19 protein-coding genes and 1 other annotated feature are annotated in these 20,315 nt (G+C 36.5%); of the genes, 13 read left to right on the top strand and 6 right to left on the bottom strand.

Going from position 1 to position 20,315, the window contains the following annotated elements; translation table 11 throughout:
- Window positions 1-166: 166 nt before the first annotated feature.
- A complete protein-coding gene (trpS, locus tag BMY13_RS10855; protein WP_092504544.1) occupies window positions 167-1,162 on the bottom strand; it encodes a tryptophan--tRNA ligase in 996 nt (331 codons plus the stop codon).
- A gap of 55 nt (window positions 1,163-1,217) precedes the next feature.
- Window positions 1,218-1,392 (bottom strand) — a binding site (T-box leader).
- A gap of 226 nt (window positions 1,393-1,618) precedes the next feature.
- Between trpS and fabF the strand changes: the two genes are divergently transcribed.
- The 4 genes from fabF (at window position 1,619) to BMY13_RS10875 (ending at window position 6,705) form a co-directional block, all read left to right on the top strand.
- Complete coding sequence (fabF, locus tag BMY13_RS10860) at window positions 1,619-2,848, top strand: beta-ketoacyl-ACP synthase II (RefSeq protein WP_092504546.1); 1,230 nt, start codon at window positions 1,619-1,621, stop codon at window positions 2,846-2,848.
- Window positions 2,849-2,982: 134 nt separating this feature from the next.
- Window positions 2,983-4,725, top strand: coding sequence for a class I adenylate-forming enzyme family protein (locus tag BMY13_RS10865; RefSeq protein WP_092504548.1), 1,743 nt, complete (start codon window positions 2,983-2,985; stop codon window positions 4,723-4,725).
- Window positions 4,726-4,754: 29 nt separating this feature from the next.
- The gene (locus BMY13_RS10870; protein WP_092493683.1) at window positions 4,755-5,219 is read left to right on the top strand and encodes an acyl-CoA thioesterase; all 465 of its coding nucleotides are present in this window, start codon (window positions 4,755-4,757) and stop codon (window positions 5,217-5,219) included.
- Window positions 5,220-5,517: 298 nt separating this feature from the next.
- Window positions 5,518-6,705, top strand: coding sequence for an amidohydrolase (locus BMY13_RS10875; RefSeq protein WP_092504550.1), 1,188 nt, complete (start codon window positions 5,518-5,520; stop codon window positions 6,703-6,705).
- Window positions 6,706-7,330: 625 nt separating this feature from the next.
- Here the strand turns inward: BMY13_RS10875 and BMY13_RS19990 are convergent.
- Window positions 7,331-7,756 (bottom strand): nuclease-related domain-containing protein, encoded by a 426-nt coding sequence (locus BMY13_RS19990; RefSeq protein ID WP_342728897.1) that lies wholly within the window; start codon window positions 7,754-7,756, stop codon window positions 7,331-7,333.
- A 307-nt stretch (window positions 7,757-8,063) separates the two neighbouring features.
- On the opposite strand from BMY13_RS19990, the gene BMY13_RS10885 reads away from it, so the two are divergent.
- The 8 genes from BMY13_RS10885 (at window position 8,064) to pepF (ending at window position 16,859) form a co-directional block, all read left to right on the top strand.
- Window positions 8,064-8,393 carry an ArsR/SmtB family transcription factor gene (locus tag BMY13_RS10885; RefSeq protein WP_092493685.1) on the top strand — a complete coding sequence of 110 codons (330 nt, stop codon included), beginning with the start codon at window positions 8,064-8,066 and terminating at the stop codon, window positions 8,391-8,393.
- 58 nt (window positions 8,394-8,451) lie between these two features.
- On the top strand, window positions 8,452-9,396 hold the full coding sequence (locus BMY13_RS10890) for a cation diffusion facilitator family transporter (protein WP_092504552.1): 945 nt from the start codon (window positions 8,452-8,454) through the stop codon (window positions 9,394-9,396).
- Between the two features lie 267 nt (window positions 9,397-9,663).
- Window positions 9,664-10,884 carry a putative glycoside hydrolase gene (locus tag BMY13_RS10895; RefSeq protein ID WP_092504554.1) on the top strand — a complete coding sequence of 407 codons (1,221 nt, stop codon included), beginning with the start codon at window positions 9,664-9,666 and terminating at the stop codon, window positions 10,882-10,884.
- Window positions 10,885-11,159: 275 nt separating this feature from the next.
- Window positions 11,160-11,747 carry a GNAT family N-acetyltransferase gene (locus BMY13_RS10900; RefSeq protein WP_092504556.1) on the top strand — a complete coding sequence of 196 codons (588 nt, stop codon included), beginning with the start codon at window positions 11,160-11,162 and terminating at the stop codon, window positions 11,745-11,747.
- A gap of 355 nt (window positions 11,748-12,102) precedes the next feature.
- Window positions 12,103-12,498, top strand: a complete 396-nt coding sequence (gene spxA / locus BMY13_RS10905; RefSeq protein WP_092493689.1) for a transcriptional regulator SpxA — start codon at window positions 12,103-12,105, stop codon at window positions 12,496-12,498.
- Window positions 12,499-12,812: 314 nt separating this feature from the next.
- A complete protein-coding gene (mecA, locus tag BMY13_RS10910) occupies window positions 12,813-13,529 on the top strand; it encodes an adaptor protein MecA (protein WP_092493690.1) in 717 nt (238 codons plus the stop codon).
- 244 nt (window positions 13,530-13,773) lie between these two features.
- A complete protein-coding gene (locus tag BMY13_RS10915) occupies window positions 13,774-14,955 on the top strand; it encodes a competence protein CoiA (RefSeq protein ID WP_092504558.1) in 1,182 nt (393 codons plus the stop codon).
- 92 nt (window positions 14,956-15,047) lie between these two features.
- Window positions 15,048-16,859 carry an oligoendopeptidase F gene (gene pepF / locus BMY13_RS10920; RefSeq protein WP_092493692.1) on the top strand — a complete coding sequence of 604 codons (1,812 nt, stop codon included), beginning with the start codon at window positions 15,048-15,050 and terminating at the stop codon, window positions 16,857-16,859.
- A 114-nt stretch (window positions 16,860-16,973) separates the two neighbouring features.
- Here the strand turns inward: pepF and BMY13_RS10925 are convergent, their stop codons facing one another.
- The 4 genes from BMY13_RS10925 to BMY13_RS10940 form a co-directional block, all read right to left on the bottom strand.
- On the bottom strand, window positions 16,974-17,156 hold the full coding sequence (locus tag BMY13_RS10925) for a hypothetical protein (RefSeq protein ID WP_092493693.1): 183 nt from the start codon (window positions 17,154-17,156) through the stop codon (window positions 16,974-16,976).
- 377 nt (window positions 17,157-17,533) lie between these two features.
- Entirely contained in the window at window positions 17,534-18,430 is an 897-nt protein-coding gene (locus tag BMY13_RS10930; RefSeq protein ID WP_092493694.1) for a ClpXP adapter SpxH family protein, read from the bottom strand.
- Between the two features lie 20 nt (window positions 18,431-18,450).
- On the bottom strand, window positions 18,451-18,828 hold the full coding sequence (locus BMY13_RS10935) for a globin domain-containing protein (RefSeq protein ID WP_092493695.1): 378 nt from the start codon (window positions 18,826-18,828) through the stop codon (window positions 18,451-18,453).
- A gap of 70 nt (window positions 18,829-18,898) precedes the next feature.
- Window positions 18,899-19,495, bottom strand: a complete 597-nt coding sequence (locus BMY13_RS10940; protein WP_092504561.1) for a CYTH domain-containing protein — start codon at window positions 19,493-19,495, stop codon at window positions 18,899-18,901.
- Between the two features lie 207 nt (window positions 19,496-19,702).
- On the opposite strand from BMY13_RS10940, the gene yjbM reads away from it, so the two are divergent.
- Window positions 19,703-20,311, top strand: coding sequence for a GTP diphosphokinase (gene yjbM, locus BMY13_RS10945; RefSeq protein ID WP_092493697.1), 609 nt, complete (start codon window positions 19,703-19,705; stop codon window positions 20,309-20,311).
- Window positions 20,312-20,315 lie beyond the last annotated feature (4 nt).

Below are 20,315 nucleotides of genomic sequence, written 5' to 3' on the forward strand. Positions count from 1 at the left end.
GATATAGCTGAAACGATAAAGTTCGACACGGAATCGATAAAGCCACCTCAGAATTGTTGGAAGTTAAACTCGGAATAGATAAAGTTCGACAAGAAAACGATAAAGTTCACCTTTCACGAAAAATAAGGGGTGCTCCGATATAACAAAATCGGAGCACCCTCTCCATTTAACGCTTTTTCTTCACGCGTCCTAATCCCATTGCTTTTTTAGCTTTTGCTAATGATTTATTAGCTGTTAAGGAAGCCTTTTCTGCCCCTTTATCTAAAATCTCATCCAATGCTTCTGAATCGATTAACTCGTTATAGCGCTCCTGAATAGGTTTCAGTACATCCACAATAGCATTTGCAACGTCCTGCTTAAATTCACCATAACCTTTACCTGCATAAGCAGCTTCGATAGCTTCTACTGATTTACCACTACAACTAGCGTAAATAGTCATCAGGTTAGAAACGCCAGGTTTATTTTCTTTATCAAACTTCACAATGCCCTCTGAGTCAGTGATAGCACTTTTAATTTTTTTCTCAATTTTCTTCGGTTCATCAAGCATGGAAATAAATGATTTTTCATTTTCATCTGACTTACTCATTTTACTTGTTGGTTCCTGCAATGACATAATGCGGGCCCCGACTTTAGGTATGTGGACTTCAGGTATCGTGAATATGTCATTGAATTTTTTATTGAAACGTTGTGCCAGATTTCGTGTCAGCTCAAGATGCTGTTTTTGATCATCACCAACAGGGACAATATCTGTCTTATATAACAAAATATCCGCAGCCATTAGAGGAGGGTATGTTAGTAATGAAGATGAAACGGTTTCTTTACCTGTTGATTTATCTTTAAACTGTGTCATACGCTCCAGCTCACCGATATAGCTGATGGACTGCAGCATCCAGCCCAGCTGTGTATGTGCTGGAACTTCTGATTGAATAAACAAGGTTGATTTATCCGAATTAATTCCAGCTGCAAGGTATAAAGCTGCTAGTGAACGAATGTTTTGTCTTAGCTTCAGTCGATCCTGAGGTACGGTTATTGCATGCTCATCCACAATACAAAAGTAGCAATCGTGATCCTCCTGAAACTCTACAAATTGCTGAATTGCACCTAAATAATTACCAATCGTTAATGTTCCACTCGGTTGAATTCCAGAAAATATTGTTTTCATTTTCCACACTCCAATATATTTTTTTCCATTAAAAAAAGCCCATTTATCCCTATCGAAAAGGGACGAATGAACCGCGGTGCCACCCTGATTATCCTACATGTGCAGGATCACTTACTGTTAAATTAGCTCGAAAGTCCAATTCCAATTCACCGTGGTACTTGTTTCCACCAGCCACAAGCTCTCTAAAAATCCAGCGGGTAATTGTACTTTATCTTTGTCAACGCTAAGTGTATTAATTTTGCTTTATTATATATGAAGATAGAGGAGAAAATCAAGTCTCATTGATTAACTGGTATATTTACAGGAAGTAGATGATGGGACAATTTATTTTTAGTAAAAGAATTTCAGAAAAGTACAGGAAGCCGTTTAACAAATTAACATAATAATTCTAATTATGATAAAATACAGGTATAAATTGAGCACTAATCTTAAAGATTGTTGAAAGGAAGAATAAGCTTGAAACGTAGAGTTGTGATTACAGGGACGGGTGTTATTTCACCATTGGGAAATGATACAGAAACCCTTTGGGATAACATAAAGAAGGGAAAGTCCGGTGTTAAGCGACTGGAATCCGAGGTATATGAGGATATTAACACAAAAATTGCGGGTTACATAGATGATTTTCATGGGGAGAAGTACCTTGAATCTAAGGAAATAAAACAGTATGATTTGTTCACACAATATGGGTATGCTGCTGCAATGCAAGCATTAGAACAGTCAAAAATAAAATTGGATGCGGTGGATAAGGATCGAGTTGGAATTTATATTGGCTCCGGTGCTGGAGGTCTGCAAACTCTATTACATAATCATAAAACAATGCTGGAAAAAGGAGCCAAACGGGTGTCCCCATTCTTAATCCCAACGTCTATAAATAATATAGCTTCGGGATTAGTTGCGATTAAGACAGGGTTTCGTGGACCTAGTTTTGCAACAGTTTCTGCCTGTGCGACGAGCAATCATGCTATTGGAGAAGCTTATTTAAATATAGCTCATGGATATTCAGATGCAATTTTAGCAGGTGGGGCAGAGGCTACCATTACACCACTTTATTTTGCCGGGTTTTCAAAAATGCGTGCAATGTCAACTAAAAATGATACACCTAAAACGGCTTCTCGTCCATTTGACCTTAACCGTGACGGCTTTGTTATGTCAGAGGGAGCAGGTGTTTTATTTTTGGAAGAATATGAACATGCAAAGAATCGTAGTGCACCTATACTTGGTGAAATTATCGGTTATGGAAGTACAACAGATGCATACCATATTACAGCGCCGAATTATCAGGGGGCTGTAAAAGCGATGAAGCTGGCAATCGAGCGGGCACAGATTCAGCCGGAAGATGTGGACTATATCAATGCCCATGGGACAAGTACTCCGGCGGGTGACATTTCCGAGACAAAAGCGATTAAAGAAGCATTTGGGGAACATGCGCAACATCTCAAAGTCAGTTCTACGAAATCCATGACAGGTCACTTGTTTGGTGCAGCAGGAGCTATTGAGGCCGTGATTACACTGAAAAGTATGGCAGAAAATATTTTTCCGCCGACAATTAACCTGGAAAGTCCAGATCCAGAATGTGACTTGGATTATGTAGGAAATAAAGCTGTGAAAGGTAACATTACTATTGCTTTATCCAATGGTTTCGGATTTGGCGGTCATAATGCTGTGATTGCTTTTAAGAAGGGCTAACTCTTTTGTCTTACTGCATAAGTGCAACTGAGGCTTATCTATATTAAGGCACTTGGCGATAAGCCAAGTTTTCTAATGATGTTTGCTTCTAAAAGTTTGTGATATTTTCATAAAAACATGAAGGAGGAGTATGAATGTCTTCAATATCAAATCAAACGACTCTAAGTCAGAGTGTTTCAGAAAGACGAAAGGCACTAGAGGAACGTTTTCCGGTATGGCCGCGGGATACAATTGCAAGACACTTTTCAAAAGCATGTATTCAATATAAAGATAGACCTTATATCTACATAAATAATGAAGTAGTTACATATGGAGAAGTCTGGGACAGGGCAGTTCAATATGCAAAGGCATTTATAAAACTAGGGGTGAAGCGAAGAGATCATTTGGCGATTTTAATGGATAATGATTCCACCTTCCCATCATTGATGATTGCCTCTTCTCTAGTTGGAGCAGTATTTATTCCAATCAATGGGATGCTTACGAAGGATGAATTGAGATATATAATTTCTCAGTCAGATACCCAGTATTTAATTTTAGAGCAGATGATAAAGGATAAACAACATGGTGAAGCGATTTCCGAATTACTGGATGAAGCGGATTTTCAAGAAAATAGTGAATTAAAGCAAGTTATTTGCTTTGAAAATGAAAAACAGGATTCCGTCAAAAATCATTTTCTAACATGGGATGATTTTATCAAAGGATCAGAATCCGTTACATATGAGGAATTGGAACAAAGGTGGGGTGAGTCCCGTTATCCAGATGAAGTTGCTATTATAATGTATACATCCGGTTCTACCGGGAGCCCAAAAGGTGTAATGCTTACAGATGATATGCTTCTTCGTTCTGGATATGGTACATGTATGAGCAGGGCGATTGAAGAAGGACGGGTGACGTTTGCGCCTCTGCCATTTTATCATTGCTTTGCTATTATTGAAGCAATTTTTGCGATGTCCTTTGTCGGTGGTTCGTTCATATCAGCACTTGGGGCATCTCCGCTTTTATCACTGCAGTTAATGGAGAAATACAAGGCAAACGATTATCTGTGTGTACCTTCCACATTGGTCCCATTATTGAATCACCCGCGTGTTTCCGAATTTGATTTATCCAATCTTTTTGCCATGTGGTGTGGTGCAGCGCCAGCTCCAGTTCCTGTATGGAAAAAGGCAATAGACGTACTTGGTTTAACCGAAATAATTACTGGATATGGTCAAACAGAGGTGGCGTCATCAGGGGTCACGACGGAAATTGGTGATTCGCTTGAACGCATCTCATCAAGAGTTGGTCGTCCGAAGCTCAATGGGAGCAGTGGACTTCCGGAATTTAATGGCAGTGCAGTTCAGTATAAAACGATTGATCGGGATACCGGGGAAGACTTGCTTGCTGGTTCTGTAGGAGAACTTGCAGTTAGGGGTGCTACGGTTACCCATGGCTATTATAAAAAACAGGATGAAACGGCAAAGGCAATTGATAAAGATGGATGGCTCCGTACAGGGGATGTTGGAAGAATTGACGAAAATGGTTATCTGCAGGTTCTTGGCAGAAGTAAAGAAATGTACAAGGTATCAGGAGAATTGGTATCCCCTCGTGAGGTGGAAATAGCAATCTCCCATCATCCAGCAGTCAGTCAAGTAAACGTTATTGGTGTACCAGATGCCTTAACAACAGAAATAGGTGCTGGTTTTATTGAGCTAAAAGAGGGTGAAACCTGTACAAGAAGGGACATTATAGATTGGTGTTCTTCCCGTCTTGCCCGTTTTAAAATCCCTCGTCATATTTGGTTTATAGATTCTACTGAGTGGCCAATGACGAGCACAGGGAAAGTGCAAAAATTCCGTTTAACGGAAGTAGCAGAAGAAAAACTATCAAGAAACAATTGATAAAATTTTCATGACGGGAGGATTAACAAATGGCAGAAGCCTGGCAACAGGAAAAGATGCGTGTCCAGTATAAGGATACGGACCAAATGGGTATCGTACATCATGGCAATTATGTAACCTGGTTTGAAGTTGGCCGTACCGAATGGATGCGTCATTATGGGATTGCTTATAAAAAGATGGAAGTCCTAGGTCTTCTTCTCCCGGTAATAGATGTAAATGTAAATTATAAAAAATCTGCCCACTTTGACGATTGTATCGCTATTTATACAAAAATAGCCAACGCTTCTCCAGTGCGTTTGGAGTTTTTATATGAAGCCAGAAAAATTAGTGAAGCAGAATTCAAACAAAGCGAAGGGAAAGAAACAGTTGTACCTTCCGGGGAGCTGCTTGCAAAAGGTTCAACAATGCATATGTGGGTAAATCAGGAGTGGAAACCAGCACGCATCAATAAAGTTGCTCCTGAAGTTTATGCTGTTCTCCAAGAGCTAATATAAGAAATTAGCGAGCGAAAAAGACAGGAAAACGATATTATTATTAAATACTGAAATGACCATCAATTTGGTGGTCATTTTTTAGTGTTACTTTTGAAACAGTGTGTACTCTTGATTTTATTACTAGGCGTTTTCATTTTCCATATATCATAGGTTCTATAGTAAAACAAGACTTAGCGTTTATGCTAATATTTTAATTGTAATTAATGAAAAAGAGTAAAGAATATGACATGCACTATTTACTTAAATAGCTGAACAAACGACATAATCATTTAACCAAAATTGAAAGGAGTCTTACTTGATGAGAAATGAATTAATGGAAATGCTGGAAGAACGGAAAGATGAAATGATCGAAATCCGTCGCCATTTACACGAGCATCCTGAACTTTCTTTTAAAGAAGAAAGAACAGCAGCCTATATTGCCGATTTTTATAAAGGAAAGAATGTTGAAGTAGAAACGAACGTCGGAAATGGATATGGAATCATTGTAACGTTAAAAGGTCAATTGCCAGGCAAAACCATCGGCCTTCGTGCTGATTTTGATGCGTTGCCAATCACAGAAGAAACAGCTTTTTCGTTTAAATCAAGCAATGAAGGTGTGATGCATGCGTGTGGACACGATGCCCATACAGCGTATATGTTAATTTTGGCAGACTGCCTCATCCAATTAAGGGATAACATCAAAGGAACCATTAAAATTATTCATCAACATGCAGAAGAGCAACCTCCTGGTGGTGCAAGAAGCATCATTGATTCTGGAAAACTTGGTGAGTTAGAGGCAATCTTTGGCATTCATGTTTTACCAATGGCGAAAGCAGGAACAGTTGGCTATCATAGTGGATATTCATTTAATGGGCGTACTTATTTTAAGTTACGGATTCAGGCAAGCGGAGGGCATGGATCATCCCCTCATAAAGCAAATGACGCTATTGTGGCAGGATCCTACTTTGTAACAGCAGTACAAACAATTATCAGTCGTAGAGTAGACCCGCTCGCTACAGGTGTCGTAACGATTGGTTCATTTGATGGAAAAGGTAGCTTCAACGTTATTAAAGATAGCATTGAGCTTGAAGGTGATATTCGTTATTCGAATGATGAAACACAAGCGGTTATCGACAAAGAATTTCATCGGATTGTGGGTGGAGTGGAAGAATTGTTTGGGGTAACTTGCGAGCTAACGTATACACCTGACTATCCACCATTATATAATGATCCTGAATTGACTGCATTTGTTGCAGAGACCTTGGAAGGGGTTAAGGATAAAAACATTACAGAAGTCAGAGAATTTCCTAGGATGGCACCATCAGATGATTTTGCGTATTACTTGGAAAAAATCCCTGGTTCTTATTTCTTTATTGGATGTACCCCAAAAGGTGTTACAGACCCTTACTTTAACCACCACCCAAAATTCGATATAGACGAGGATGCGATTCTTATTGCAGCCAAATCAATGGGTCATGTTGCTTGCAGTTATTTGGATATGGATTAAATGACTCGTTTCGTGACACATGAACCCGAGTGCCACCCTGATTACGGAGGGATGAGAGCGCGAAAGAGGAGCTGAAGCAGTTGAAAGGTTTCTCATGAGAGGGATGAGAGCGCAAAAGAGGTATTTAAGCCAGTAAAAAGTCCTTCATCGAGGTGATGAAGGACTAAAGGCATCATGAAATTTTATTCGTAGTAAGTCCACTGATGAACCCCGACAACATGAAAATTAGTTGCCAGTATTTGTCGAATCGCCCTTTTCGATTGTACTACTTGGCACCAGTCATGAATGGTATTGGTGGTAATCCTTTCGTTTAGGAATAGAATCTTAAATTCTTTTACACTTCTTAATACAGTGCTTGTAATTGGCTCTGTGAATCCACATTCGTGACAAACACATTTCCTTTTCATTATAGACACGGAAAATGAATCACATTTAGCACAGGTAGTCCCTTTTTTTAGTTGGTCATAATCGTAGGAAGGTATTTGTTTATAAGGAGAATCGGTGTTATTCAACGACAATAATTTTTCTGCAAGTTTTTTAGCAGATAAGAAAGTATAACTACTTTCTTACTGCATAAGTGCAACTAAGGCAATTCGCCCAAAGGCTTGGCGAATTACCAAGTTTTCTAATGACTTTCAGTTAATTTTGAAGGTATTATATTTAAATTTTCCATGTATTGCTTAACTTGAGTTGGAAAAATAATTGGTTTATCTAGAGGTGCTTGGTATAAGGTGAATTTAGGATTAATAAAGACTATGGAAGCATCAATTTGGAGTTTGAATCCGAGGCTGAGAAGTAACTGACGTAGTAAGGATTCGCTTCTACTCAATTGGAGATATGGATTAATAACTTCTAAGTTGGGTTTCTTGAATAGCTTATCATACTCATAATAATAATCGCCTTCATAGTTTTTCACTTCAAAAAAATAGATTTTACCTGCCAAGATAATGAGGGAGTCAATTTGGAATGTGGTATTATTTACTATCAGTAACAAATCATTTAATATCAAGCATTCACACTGTAGTTTTTCTGTTAAGCTATCAAATAACACCTCTCCTTCTTAGCCTTTTTTAAGATTGAAATAGTGCTGCCTTACCTTGCTATCTAAATTCATTCGTTTGCTTAATAATTCTATGATTATTAATTCATTCGATTTTGTACGCGATTTATAGGGCATAGTCCACCTCCTCTTATTTATAGAACTGATTTTATTATACTATAATAGAATATTGAAATGGAATACAAAAGGAGCATGAAGCTAATGATTGACATCGAGTCTGTATTATAACTATAATATGAACATATACCGATATACACATATATAAAACTGAATTGAAACGGAAGGCGAGGGAATTATAATGGAGGAAAATAAAGAAGCTGAAGAAAACGAACTAAGAAAAGACTTGGATGAAGAAACATTGTTTGTGGTATCTCAAACTTTCAAGGCATTAGGGGATCCAACAAGAATTCGGATTCTTCATTTACTCTTTAATAAAGAATACTCCGTAAATGAGATTGCAGAAACACTGCACCTTAGACAATCTACTGTTTCACATCAATTACGCTTCCTGAAAAATTTACGACTAGTTAAATATCGTAGAGCGGGTACGACGTTATTTTATTCTCATGATGATGAACATGTAATGAATATGTTAAAACAAACATTGGATCACGCTTGCCATCATTAATAAAATCAAAATCACACATTTAATATGAGCGAATTGTTGCATAGGAGGTGTTACAAAAATGGGACACGATCACGGTCATGATCATACACATGGTGCAAACAAAAAAGCTTTAATGATTAGTTTTTTAGTAATCACGGCTTATATGATTATTGAAGCAATAGGAGGATTCCTTACTAATAGTCTTGCATTGTTATCTGATGCAGGTCATATGTTAAGTGATTCCATATCACTCGGAGTTGGCCTGTTAGCCTTTAAATTCGGGGAAAAAGTAGCTAATTACAGCAAGACTTACGGTTATAAACGATTCGAAATACTAGCAGCTGTGTTTAATGGGGTCACCCTCGTACTTATTTCAATTTATATTTTCTACAAGGCTTACAGAAGATTTACAGAACCACCTGAAGTCGCAACGACTGGGATGTTAATTATCGCTTCTATCGGCTTATTGGTTAATATTTTTGTAGCATGGATATTGCTGCGTGGAGATACAGAAGAAAATTTAAATTTACGTGCTGCTTTTCTTCATGTGTTAGGTGACTTATTGGGTTCAGTCGGTGCAATTACTGCTGCATTGCTAATCATATTTTTCAATTGGGGATGGGCCGATCCACTAGCAAGTGTTATCGTTGCTGTTCTCGTGCTTATAAGTGGCTGGAGAGTTACGAAGGATGGAATTCACGTGTTAATGGAAGGAACACCAAAGAACGTAGATTTAGATGACATCATAAATACGATGGAAAGCGCTGAAGGCATTAAAAGCATACATGACTTGCACGTTTGGAGTATCACTAGCGGACAAAATGCACTCTCTTGTCATGCGGTAGTAGATGGAGACTTATCTGTTCATGAAAGTCAGAGGCTGTTACGAACGATTGAACATGAATTAGAGCATAAAGGTATTGGCCACGTGACAATCCAGATGGAAAATAATGAACACCCACATGAAGATTCGCTGATGTGTCAAAATGACCATGAACAGTTGGGTCATCAACATAATCATTAGAAATCTTTATAAAAAACCTCCATTGAAGTATCAATGGGGGTTTTTTGCCATAAGAAGTAAGTTCTATTCATCCATTTTATATCGTAAACTTTAATATATAATGGATTATATCCATTACTAAAACTAGCATATTAACATACACTACTTTCTCCTTAATTACAAGTAAAATTGAACGAATTTTTTCGACAAATTTTGAAATATGATGTTCTAAATTTCCTCGTTATCCGTTATAATATAATTAAAATGTGAATGGGAGATTGATAGAAAATGGAGAAAAAAAACATCATGATCATAGCAACAATAAGTGTTATTCTCCTACTTGGGATTGCAGTTCCAATGACTTTACATACAAGCAGTGGTGAGGAAGTCTATAAAGCTAGTCCACATTTGGAAAGACAGACAAACATAACCCTAATTGACACGAGCAAAAAATTGCAGCGTTTTACATATGATGCCGGGGTAGACTTTGAGTATCCAGATGCCGTTCGTGGTATTTATGTTACAGGACCATCTGCTGGAGGAAGCAGATTTGAAAAACTTACTAGTTTAGTAGAAAATTCGGATTTAAATGCAATGGTAATTGACGTAAAAGAAGATCATGGTAATTTAACATTTAAGCCAAAAGAAGGTTCACCATATGAGGATATTGGAATTAATTATATTAATGAACCACGAAAATTACTAAAAGTCCTTGAAGATAAGGGGATTTATCCAATAGCAAGAGTAGTAGTTTTTAAAGATTCCGTTTTAGCTAATAAACGTCCTGATTTATCTTTTACTAAGAATGGAAAAGTTTGGACTAATAATAAAGGGGAAGCTTTTGTTAATCCATTTGAAAAAGAAGTATGGGAATACAACTTAGAAATTGCCAAGAAAGCAGCTGAGCTCGGTTTTCAGGAAATTCAATTTGATTATGTTCGTTTTCCGGAGGGCTTTGAAAATTACGATAGTGAATTGAGTTATAGCCAAGGTGATTATAAAGATGATAAAACGAACAATATTAAACGGCGTGTGAAGGCGGTAACTGACTTTGTTTCATATGCAAAGGAAGAATTGGAATATTATGATGTAGATGTCGCAGTAGATATATTTGGTTATGCTGCAACAATTCAAGAAGCGCCGGGTATTGGACAGAACTTTACGAAGATTTCAAAGAACGTGGATATCATATCTTCTATGATTTACCCAAGTCATTGGACATCTTATTTTGATATTCCTGTGCCTGATAAAGAGCCATATAAGTTAGTAACGGAATATGCTAAAGTTGAGAATAAAGTGTTAGGAAAATTGGAAGAACCACCAACTTCCAGACCATGGATTCAAGATTTTGAAGCACCATGGTTATATAGTGGCGCAACTAAACAGTATGGAAAAGCTGAAGTAGAAACACAAATAACTGCATTAAAAGAAAATGGAATTAATGAATTTCTAATTTGGAATGCAGGAAATACTTATACCGAGAATGTTGATTATACACCTCTCAATTAATATAATAGTACAAACTCATATAACCATTATGAAAAATCGGGCTTCTTTAACGTATAGAGCCCGGTTTTTTTACGTATAATAAACTTTAAAATCGATCTGTGGAAATAACTGGCTATCTTTAAAAAATAAGAGGATAATGGACTCTGTAGAAGATAAATCATGAATTTATCCATTATTTGTTATTCATAAGCCATATTCTCTATCAAAATCGATTTAACAAAGGCAGGCTCATTCGTTATAATGTAAAAGACTACTAAAGATTAAGGAGTAGATCTATGAATTGGTATCAAAAGCTAAACAAATATTTCCCAATCGAGGAAATGAAGTCCAAAGAGCATATGGATATGCTTTTAAAGGAGAAAGGTGACGTCTATTATAAGGATGAAAGCCCTGAGCATGTTTTGATGTATGCTGAGTTTAATTCATTTCTATTTATAGATTATGTCTGGGTCTCTGCGAACTCAAGAGGCAAAGGAACTGGACATAAGCTGATAGAAAAGCTTAAAGAAAAAGATAAACCAATCATTCTAGAAGTGGAACCAGTTGATTACGATGACACAGACACAGCGAAGAGACTTCATTTTTATAAGCGGGAAGGTTTTACCCACGCACAATCCATTGGTTACAATCGCCGCTCATTAGCTACAAATGAGGATACTCCTATGGAAATCCTGTTTTGGTCTCCAAGTGATGATTCCGAAGAGGAAATTTATGAAAAAATGAAAAAGATGTACGAAGACATTCATACCTATAAAGACGAAGAAATATATGGTCGAGCATATCAGCCTGTCGATGAAGTACTAAGTTACGATGAAGATCGTGAGTCTGATAACATATTTGAAAATCTAAAAGAAAAAGCATGAACAAGTTTTAGCCTCTTGTTATTTTAGCAGCAAGAGGCTAAATTTTTTAGGAAGTTTAGTATAAATACCTTCTTACTGCATAAGTGCAACTAAAGCTTGGCGATAAGATAAGTTTTCTAATTATTTTTCAATTAAAAGGTTTAATTTAAAATGAATTAGGGTAAGTTAAAAATACATGAGAACATTTCATGAACATTTATCAACACAGTAAATTTTATAGGAAATACTCTACCTTTCGTTTGACAAATGTAGTATAATTATACATATTGGTTATTTAAACTTATTTTAATCTAATAAGTTATTCAAATGTTTATGAAATGACCATATACACTTTTAGATTGAGGAGTGAAGTTTCATGGTAACACTTTATACCTCACCAAGTTGTACATCTTGCAGAAAAGCAAAAGCATGGTTAGAAGAACATGATATACCGTTCACAGAACGTAATATATTTTCCGAACCATTATCGCTGGATGAGATAAAGGAAATATTACGTATGACTGAAGATGGTACAGACGAGATTATATCAACACGATCAAAAGTCTTTCAAAAATTGGATGTCAATATTGATCAGTTGCCGATGAAAGATTTATTTAATCTAATCCAGAAAAATCCTGGATTATTACGTCGACCAATTATTCTTGATGAGAAACGTTTGCAAGTAGGGTATAACGAAGATGAGATTCGCAGGTTCCTACCTAGAACCGTAAGAACTTTTCAACTACGTGAAGCTCAGCGGCTGGTAAACTAAGTAATCGTCGATGTATAACAATTACTAACAAAAACGCAGAACCTGAAGTTAGAGGTCTGCGTTTTTTTTCATTAAAAGCTAGTGACAAATTGAACGAAATAGGTTAAAATATGAAATTAATTATTAATTTATAGGCATATGAATTTTCAATTTGTATAAGATGTCATACAATAATAATATAAGATAAAGAATGGTTAATAACGTGTAATAAAGGGAACACGAATAATAATAAACATTAAAGGTGAAGTAGTCTCTTCCACCATTACTATTGACCGTGTAGTCAAGCTTTTTCTAATAGAAGGGAGAGAAATAAGATGGAAATAGAACGTATAAATGAGAATACAGTAAAATTCTATATATCCTATATCGATATAGAAGATCGTGGATTTGAACGTGAGGAAATTTGGTATAATCGCGAACGTAGTGAACAATTATTCTGGCAAATGATGGATGAAGTTAATTATAAAGAAGACTTTAATGTCGAAGGGCCATTATGGATTCAGGTGCAAGCCTTGGATAAGGGGCTAGAAATTGTTGTAACCAAAGCACAGGTATCCAAAAATGGTGAGAATATCGAGTTGCCAACTGAGAATGGAAAGACAATCGATATCTCAGTTGATGATAAGATTGAGGATATGCTGGATGACAAGTTTGGTGAAGGTGATGAAAATTCATCCAAGTCCAAAAAAGAAGAGGACGAAGATGGAAACTTATCACTAAGTGTAATGTTTAATGACTTTGAAGATGTTATTCAGTTAAGTCATTATTTCCAAGATAACAAAGATAAAACAGATAAAATAGAAGATACACTCTTCCATTACGACAATAAATATTATCTGTATATAGAATTCCCACAGGATGAGGAAATTAAAGATGAACATCAAGAAGATTTGATTAGTCAGATTTTTGAATTTGCGAACGACACGGAAGTAACCATTCACTTTCTGGAAGAATACGGGAAACAAATATTTGCCGATAACACATTTGAACAAGTACGTTCCCATTTTCCAGCTATCATTGGACGCTCTTAATAGAGTGTCTTTTTTTATGGCTGTTTTTCTATTAGTTGATGTTGAATAGAGAAGCGTTGCCCTAGGATATGCGAGGTGTATTTCCGAATCGGTGTCGTAGCACTCAAGTATTTCTCCACATTATGTCAAAGCTTATATCCAACTACGAAGATGAAAAATAACAAGACTTACGAAAAGAGCCTGTTTTAATTGAAGGAATTTGTCACTCTCTGTCGAATAATTATAAAATGGAGGTGTAAAATTAATGCTTCAGGCTAAAACTAAATATGGAACCGTTGTTACGCCAGCAACCTTATCTAAGTCGGAAATTAAAGTACTAAAAGAGCGAGAAGAGTTCAGTTGTCCAACCTGTAATGAGCCAGTAATGATGAAAGCAGGCACGCAAATGATTCCGCATTTTGCTCATCATTCCAAAAACAATTGTCCTTCGAGTGAAGGTGGAGAAGGGGCATATCATGAGAGGGGAAAAATGCTGTTATATCAATGGCTTAAGCATCAACAGCTTACTGTTCAGCTGGAGGCATATTTACCGGCGATAAGGCAGCGGCCAGATATTTTAATTTCGATTAACAATAAACTCGTAGCAATTGAGTATCAATGTGCACGGGTTCCGGCTGAACAAATCCGTGAACGTAATGAAGGGTATCTCAGTGTAGGTATAACCCCAATTTGGATTTTGGGTGCTAATCGTCTGACACAACATAATCGCAATCATTTAAAAATTGATCAGTTCCAGCTTCAATTTATTCATCAATTTTCTTCTGTTTTACCACTCATGTTATTCTACTTTTGTCCCAATAGTCTTCAATTCATTTCATTTAAGGATTTTTACTTTTCCAAAACACAAACGGCAATAGGTAAATTTCATACGAAAAAATTGAATCAAATGTCATTTAAAGATATGTTCCAAGCTAACTTCTATTCCAAAAACGAATTGTTTCATTCTTGGAAGAGAGAAAAACGTTCATTTCGGCTAAAGAAGGCAAACCGCTTATATGGACGGGAATTGAATTGGCACGAATGGATTTACCTTAAGCGGACACACAAGGAGTTCCTCCCATCAATAATCCACCTGCCGATTTGCACACAATTTATGATGAAAACACCACCATGGGACTGGCAAAGCAGAATTTGTCTTGAAGTCATAGATCCGCTCCCAATAGAAAGCCATGTTTCAATTAAATCGTGTCAGTATCTACTTAGACGTCATATCCATCATCCTAAAGAATTCCCCTTAGTCAAGCAAGCGGTGAACCCGGTTCATCAATACCTTCAATTGCTGGAACAGTTAGACGTAATCCAGCAAGTTTCTCCTAATTATTTTGCCAAAAAGAATCCTATAAAATTTCATAAAAATATTGAGCAGGCCTTGGCTGGCGACGAGAAGCTGCTAAATTTGTTAATTACAAACAAATTACGAGCATGATTACCAATTATTTCGTTATACTAATTAGAATGAAGGAATTTTTTCATTTTATCTAGAATTAGTAAGGAAAGAGGATAAAGGAGGAAACCATAGTGGCAAAAGCAACAAAGGAGTTACCAAAAAGAAGTGAAATTCCACAAGAAAAAACGTGGAAGCTGGAAGATATTTTTAAAACGGATGACGCATGGGAGAAAGAACTGCAAGCACTGAAAGATGACATCCCATCAATTGAAAAGTTTCAAGGAAAAATAGCGGAGTCTGCGCAAAATCTGTATGATGTATTAAGGCTTCAGGATCAACTGTCAGAACGAATTAGCAAGCTATTTACATATGCACATATGCGATCTGATCAGGATACAACAAATTCAACATATCAGGAGATGAACTCAAAGGCTGAGAATCTGCTGACACTTGCATCAAGTTCAATGAGTTATATTGTTCCTGAAATCCTGGCAATGAACGAAGAAAAACTGCAAAGCTTTGTTAAAGAGAAAAAGGAATTAAAATTCTATGATAAAACACTTGATGAGATTTCACGACAGCGGCCACACGTGTTAAGTAAAAAAGAAGAGGAATTACTAGCTGAAGCGTCAGAGCCGATGTCTAGTGCAGAAAATACGTTTGGAATGCTGAATAATGCCGATTTAACTTTTCCAACGATTAAAAATGAAGATGGGGAAGAGATTGATTTAACCCATGGGCGTTATATAGGATTTTTGGAATCCAAAGATCGCAGTGTGCGTGAAGCTGCTTTTAAAGCAATGTATGAAACGTATGGCAAGTTTAAAAATACATTTTCTGCTACATTAACTGGCACTGTTAAGACAGATAATTTTAATGCAAAGGTCCGTAATTATAATTCCGCACGTCACGCAGCTTTAGATGGTAATAATATTCCGGAGCAGGTGTATGATAATTTGATTGAAGCAGTTAACGATAAATTATCATTGCTACATCGATATGCTGAACTGCGTAAGAAAGTGCTCGGACTCGATGAATTACACATGTATGATATGTATACACCACTTGTTAAAGATGTTGATATGACAATTCCTTATGAAAAAGCACAGGAATATGTGATTGATAGCTTTGCACCACTTGGTGAGGACTATGTGAGTAAAGTAAAAGAGGGATTTGAGAGCCGCTGGATTGATGTCGAAGAGAATAAAGGTAAACGAAGCGGTGCATACTCATCAGGCGCGTATGGTACTAATCCATATATATTACTGAATTGGCAGGATAAAGTGAATGATTTATTTACTTTAGCACATGAACTTGGACATTCATTACACAGCTATTACACACATGAGTCGCAGCCATTTCGTTATGGAAACTATTCAATTTTTGTAGCAGAAGTAGCATCGACATGTAATGAAGCGTTACTAAATGATTATATGTTAAACCATGTGGACGACGAGAAACAAAAACTTTATCTGTTAAATCACTTCCTTGAAGGATTTCGTGGGACTGTTTTCCGTCAAACAATGTTTGCAGAATTCGAGCATGACATTCATAAACGCATGCAGGAAGGTGAGGCTCTAACTGCAGAGAAGCTAACGGAAATCTACTACGAATTGAATAAAAAATACTTCGGAGATGAAGTTGTTTCGGACGAAGAAATTGGTCTAGAGTGGGCGAGAATTCCACATTTTTATATGAATTATTATGTCTATCAGTATGCAACTGGATATTCGGCAGCTACTGCACTCTCCAATCAGATTCTTAATGGGGAAGAGGGCGCGGTCGATCGTTACCTTGACTTCCTGAAAGCAGGAAGCAGTGATTATCCGATTGAAGTCCTGAAGAAAGCGGGCGTTGACATGACATCCAAAGAGCCGATATTGGCAGCACTTGATGTGTTTGAAGAAAAGCTTAATGAAATGGAAGAACTGCTGTTGAAATAAGGAAATGGGCTGTCACCGTCTTAATTGTGGGTGACAGCCCTTTTTTAACAATGCATAAAATCAACTAAGTTTCGTCATTAAAGCTTGGCCATAAGCCATGTTTTCTAATAAAACTCATCCTCGCATTCCTCCACGGTAAACATTTCTATGTGTAAACGTATAAATGGTTAGATAAATTGAAATAAATAACATTGGTAATGTAATATATAGTGGTATCAACTGCATTAAACCGAGAATGTTTAAGAAGATGACAATAACTGTTGTGATTAAAAAGATAAATGGGAGGAAATCCTGCATGATATCCACTCCAATCATAGTATGTTAGTACATCATATGTGACAGAAAAATGAATTAGAAGTGTGACATTTTTGTGAAAAGGTTCACCTGCGATTGAAAAAAACTCCTGCTGTTGATAACATTATAAATGTGAGATGAATCACAAACAAAAACCCCTTTTGTTTGATCATGAAACTTTCTCCCATCCCCCCCCTTTGTTTATAATAAAGGTCGGAGATCTATTTAGGATATACGCTGCCCCGTATATCCTTTTTTATTGTTTGACTATGATTTTCCCAGTTTTCGCTGGCTGTCTTCCGAGTTTTCACCAATAGAGGAGAGCCATTAAAATCAGACAAAAAAATACCCAAAGCACAATCAACTCCATGCTTTGCGTATTATTCATCATTATATCTCCAAAATGTCCCGTATTTCACGGGGATTTTTTCTACTGACCGCCTTAACAATAATTTCTTCATTTCTTTTTCTGTCTTAGCTGTTGTCCAGTCATATACTACCGAAATTTCTTTGTTACCGACAACACCATAATTTTTAAGGAAGTTTTCCAATGGTGGTTTGCTTGAAGGTACTGGGTCTTTCTGTAGAATCTGTTTCAGCACTTGGACATAAATATCATATGGATAAAGACCGGAAATTTTAATCCCTTCTTCTTCAGAAGCTTGATTAAAAAACACAATCGTCGGGATATAGTCTACTTCCATTTCCTTTGTCAGCTTTAAATCACACTGAAATGCCTTTTTAGCTGAAGTAGAATATAAATCATCTTCAAATTCGTCAATGTCGAGATTTGATTGTTTTGCACATTCCATCAATACTGCTTCATCTGAGATGTTCTTCTTTTTCAGGAAGACATTCTCCTGTATTTTTCGTAAAAAGATTCGTCCCGCTTTTTTCCCTTGCAGTTCGGCTGCTTTTATTGCAAGCGATGCAATCCATGGTGACGAAACCGGATTCTCAATCCATAAATCACCATCACAACTCATACCTGTGCGGTTAGCTGTTTTTTCCCAAATATCTTTTAACCGCTTCGGTTTATCAAATTTATCTTTATTAAGTGTATTTAAATGCCCGCTGATAATCGGACGTATAGTGAAAAATCGTCCATATTCGATAGATAACTTTTTTAGATAAGGTTCCAGCGACCAGCATTCGGGACAAAGCGGATCTACAAAAACATAAATTTCAATTGGTTTTTTTACAAAATCAAAGTAGCTATATTTTGCCGATGTGTTTGTACTTTTTGAGCTTATTAGCCCAGATTGACTCCAACTCACATCGATTCTCCTTTCTATTATTACGGTGTATTCATCATATGGTGTGCCGTCATGGTCAGTTTTTCAAATATAGCTGTCTTGTACGGTTCCTCAATTTCTGCTTCTTCCAATGCTGCATTCATACATTCCAACCAAGCGTCTTTTCGTTCAGGTGTAATTTCAAAAGGTAAATGACGTTTGCGCAGCATCGGATGACCACGTTCTTCGGAATATAGTCTTGGTCCACCGAAAAATTGTGTTAAAAACATTCTTTGTTTTCGGGCGGTTTCCGTTAAATCATCTGGAAAAATTGGAATCAGCTTCGGATGATTACCTACTTTTTTATAAAAAGCTGTTACTAGTTTATCGATTGAATCAAAGCCGCCAATTGCTTCGAACATTGTTCCAGGTTTGGTCATACAGTTATTCTCTCCTACTATGTTTGTTTTAATTGTAGCAACGTAAAATTTTAAGAGCAACTAATCTGATTTATTCTACTGAATAATTGCTGTCGTTATTAACCTTGGAAGAGAAGAAACGTTGTATCTTATTAGGTGTTTGACGTTGTTTAATATTAAATTTTTCCAATATATCCTGCATCATCTTAAGACCAATTTCCTCGGAAGTAGCTTCTATTTCCAATTCATAGTCAGATGTGTCACCATATGAACTATAATCAAGTACTAATAACACGTCTTGATAATTTAGCTCACGTCGTTTGGTCGTCAAACTTCCGAAGTATTTTAAATCATCTAGATAAATACCCTTATTTTCCAATTGCTTGGAAGTATACTCTTTTGCTACAAATTCCCCGTTTATCCATTGAACAGCTTCCGGTTTTGTTAAGGTATCATGAGTTTCAAGCAAACCGGTATCATGTGGTTCTTTTAATGTTAGTGTAAATGTGTTATTTTTTTCCCTGATCCTTAGTGCACATCCATTTTTTTTAAGAGAAAAGTCAGCCGTTTCAAAATAATGATTTGTTTGTGTTTGCGCTCCATTTGGAAAAGGTAAACTATATAAGATGCGTTCAAACTCGTCTTTTGTTAATAAATTTTTATATTCGATTTCAATTTCCTGTGCCAATTAAAAACCTCCAAATATGAAAATTAATAGAAGTTTAAAAAGTTAAAAGGATGGTTGAATTTGTTTAAATAATAGAAATAGCTACATCCAATAACCAGTCACTTTCACTTTTGTTAATTATGGCGAATGATATACAAATATGCAAAGATTATCCATTTTCATATATTATGATAAAATGGGAAAAAAGATGATATAGGTGGTGTAAGGATGAATTGGGATGTAATACTTGCCCCTTATTCACAGGCAGTGGAAGAATTAAAAGTAAAATTAAAAGGAATTCGTGCACAATTTGAACACGAATCAAGACATTCGCCAATTGAGTTTATTACGGGGAGGGTAAAACCAGTTCCCAGTATCTTAGAGAAAGCAGAAAGCAGACAAATATTACTGGACCGGGTCGAACAGGAATTGCAGGATATTGCGGGAGTTCGAGTTGTTTGCCAGTTTGTTGATGATATTTATACAATTGTAAACATGATCAAATCACGTAACGATTTAAAGATTGTTGAGGAGAAAGATTATGTATCAAGAAAGAAGGAAAGTGGCTATAGATCTTATCATATGATTATCGAATATCCAGTTGAGACGATACATGGCGTGAAGATGATAGTAGCTGAAATTCAAATTCGCACATTGGCAATGAATTTCTGGGCAACAAACGAACATTCATTAAACTATAAGTATAAAGGCAGCATTCCATCGAATATTAAATCAAGACTGCAGCGAGCTTCTGAAGCAGCATTCAAATTGGATGAAGAGATGTCTATTATTAAAAATGAGGTACAAGAAGCACAACGAATATTCCACCGAAAGTAAGGAG

The organism is Virgibacillus subterraneus, assembly GCF_900110695.1.
Classification (GTDB): domain Bacteria; phylum Bacillota; class Bacilli; order Bacillales; family Amphibacillaceae; genus Lentibacillus; species Lentibacillus subterraneus.

Coding starts and splice junctions, on each gene's coding strand:
- trpS (WP_092504544.1), bottom strand. CDS start 1,162: ATGAAAACAATATTTTCTGGAATTCAACCGAGTGGAACATTAACGATT.
- BMY13_RS10865 (WP_092504548.1), top strand. CDS start 2,983: ATGTCTTCAATATCAAATCAAACGACTCTAAGTCAGAGTGTTTCAGAA.
- BMY13_RS10870 (WP_092493683.1), top strand. CDS start 4,755: ATGGCAGAAGCCTGGCAACAGGAAAAGATGCGTGTCCAGTATAAGGAT.
- BMY13_RS10875 (WP_092504550.1), top strand. CDS start 5,518: ATGAGAAATGAATTAATGGAAATGCTGGAAGAACGGAAAGATGAAATG.
- BMY13_RS10885 (WP_092493685.1), top strand. CDS start 8,064: ATGGAGGAAAATAAAGAAGCTGAAGAAAACGAACTAAGAAAAGACTTG.
- BMY13_RS10890 (WP_092504552.1), top strand. CDS start 8,452: ATGGGACACGATCACGGTCATGATCATACACATGGTGCAAACAAAAAA.
- BMY13_RS10895 (WP_092504554.1), top strand. CDS start 9,664: ATGGAGAAAAAAAACATCATGATCATAGCAACAATAAGTGTTATTCTC.
- BMY13_RS10900 (WP_092504556.1), top strand. CDS start 11,160: ATGAATTGGTATCAAAAGCTAAACAAATATTTCCCAATCGAGGAAATG.
- spxA (WP_092493689.1), top strand. CDS start 12,103: ATGGTAACACTTTATACCTCACCAAGTTGTACATCTTGCAGAAAAGCA.
- mecA (WP_092493690.1), top strand. CDS start 12,813: ATGGAAATAGAACGTATAAATGAGAATACAGTAAAATTCTATATATCC.
- BMY13_RS10915 (WP_092504558.1), top strand. CDS start 13,774: ATGCTTCAGGCTAAAACTAAATATGGAACCGTTGTTACGCCAGCAACC.
- BMY13_RS10925 (WP_092493693.1), bottom strand. CDS start 17,156: ATGCAGGATTTCCTCCCATTTATCTTTTTAATCACAACAGTTATTGTC.
- BMY13_RS10935 (WP_092493695.1), bottom strand. CDS start 18,828: ATGACCAAACCTGGAACAATGTTCGAAGCAATTGGCGGCTTTGATTCA.
- yjbM (WP_092493697.1), top strand. CDS start 19,703: ATGAATTGGGATGTAATACTTGCCCCTTATTCACAGGCAGTGGAAGAA.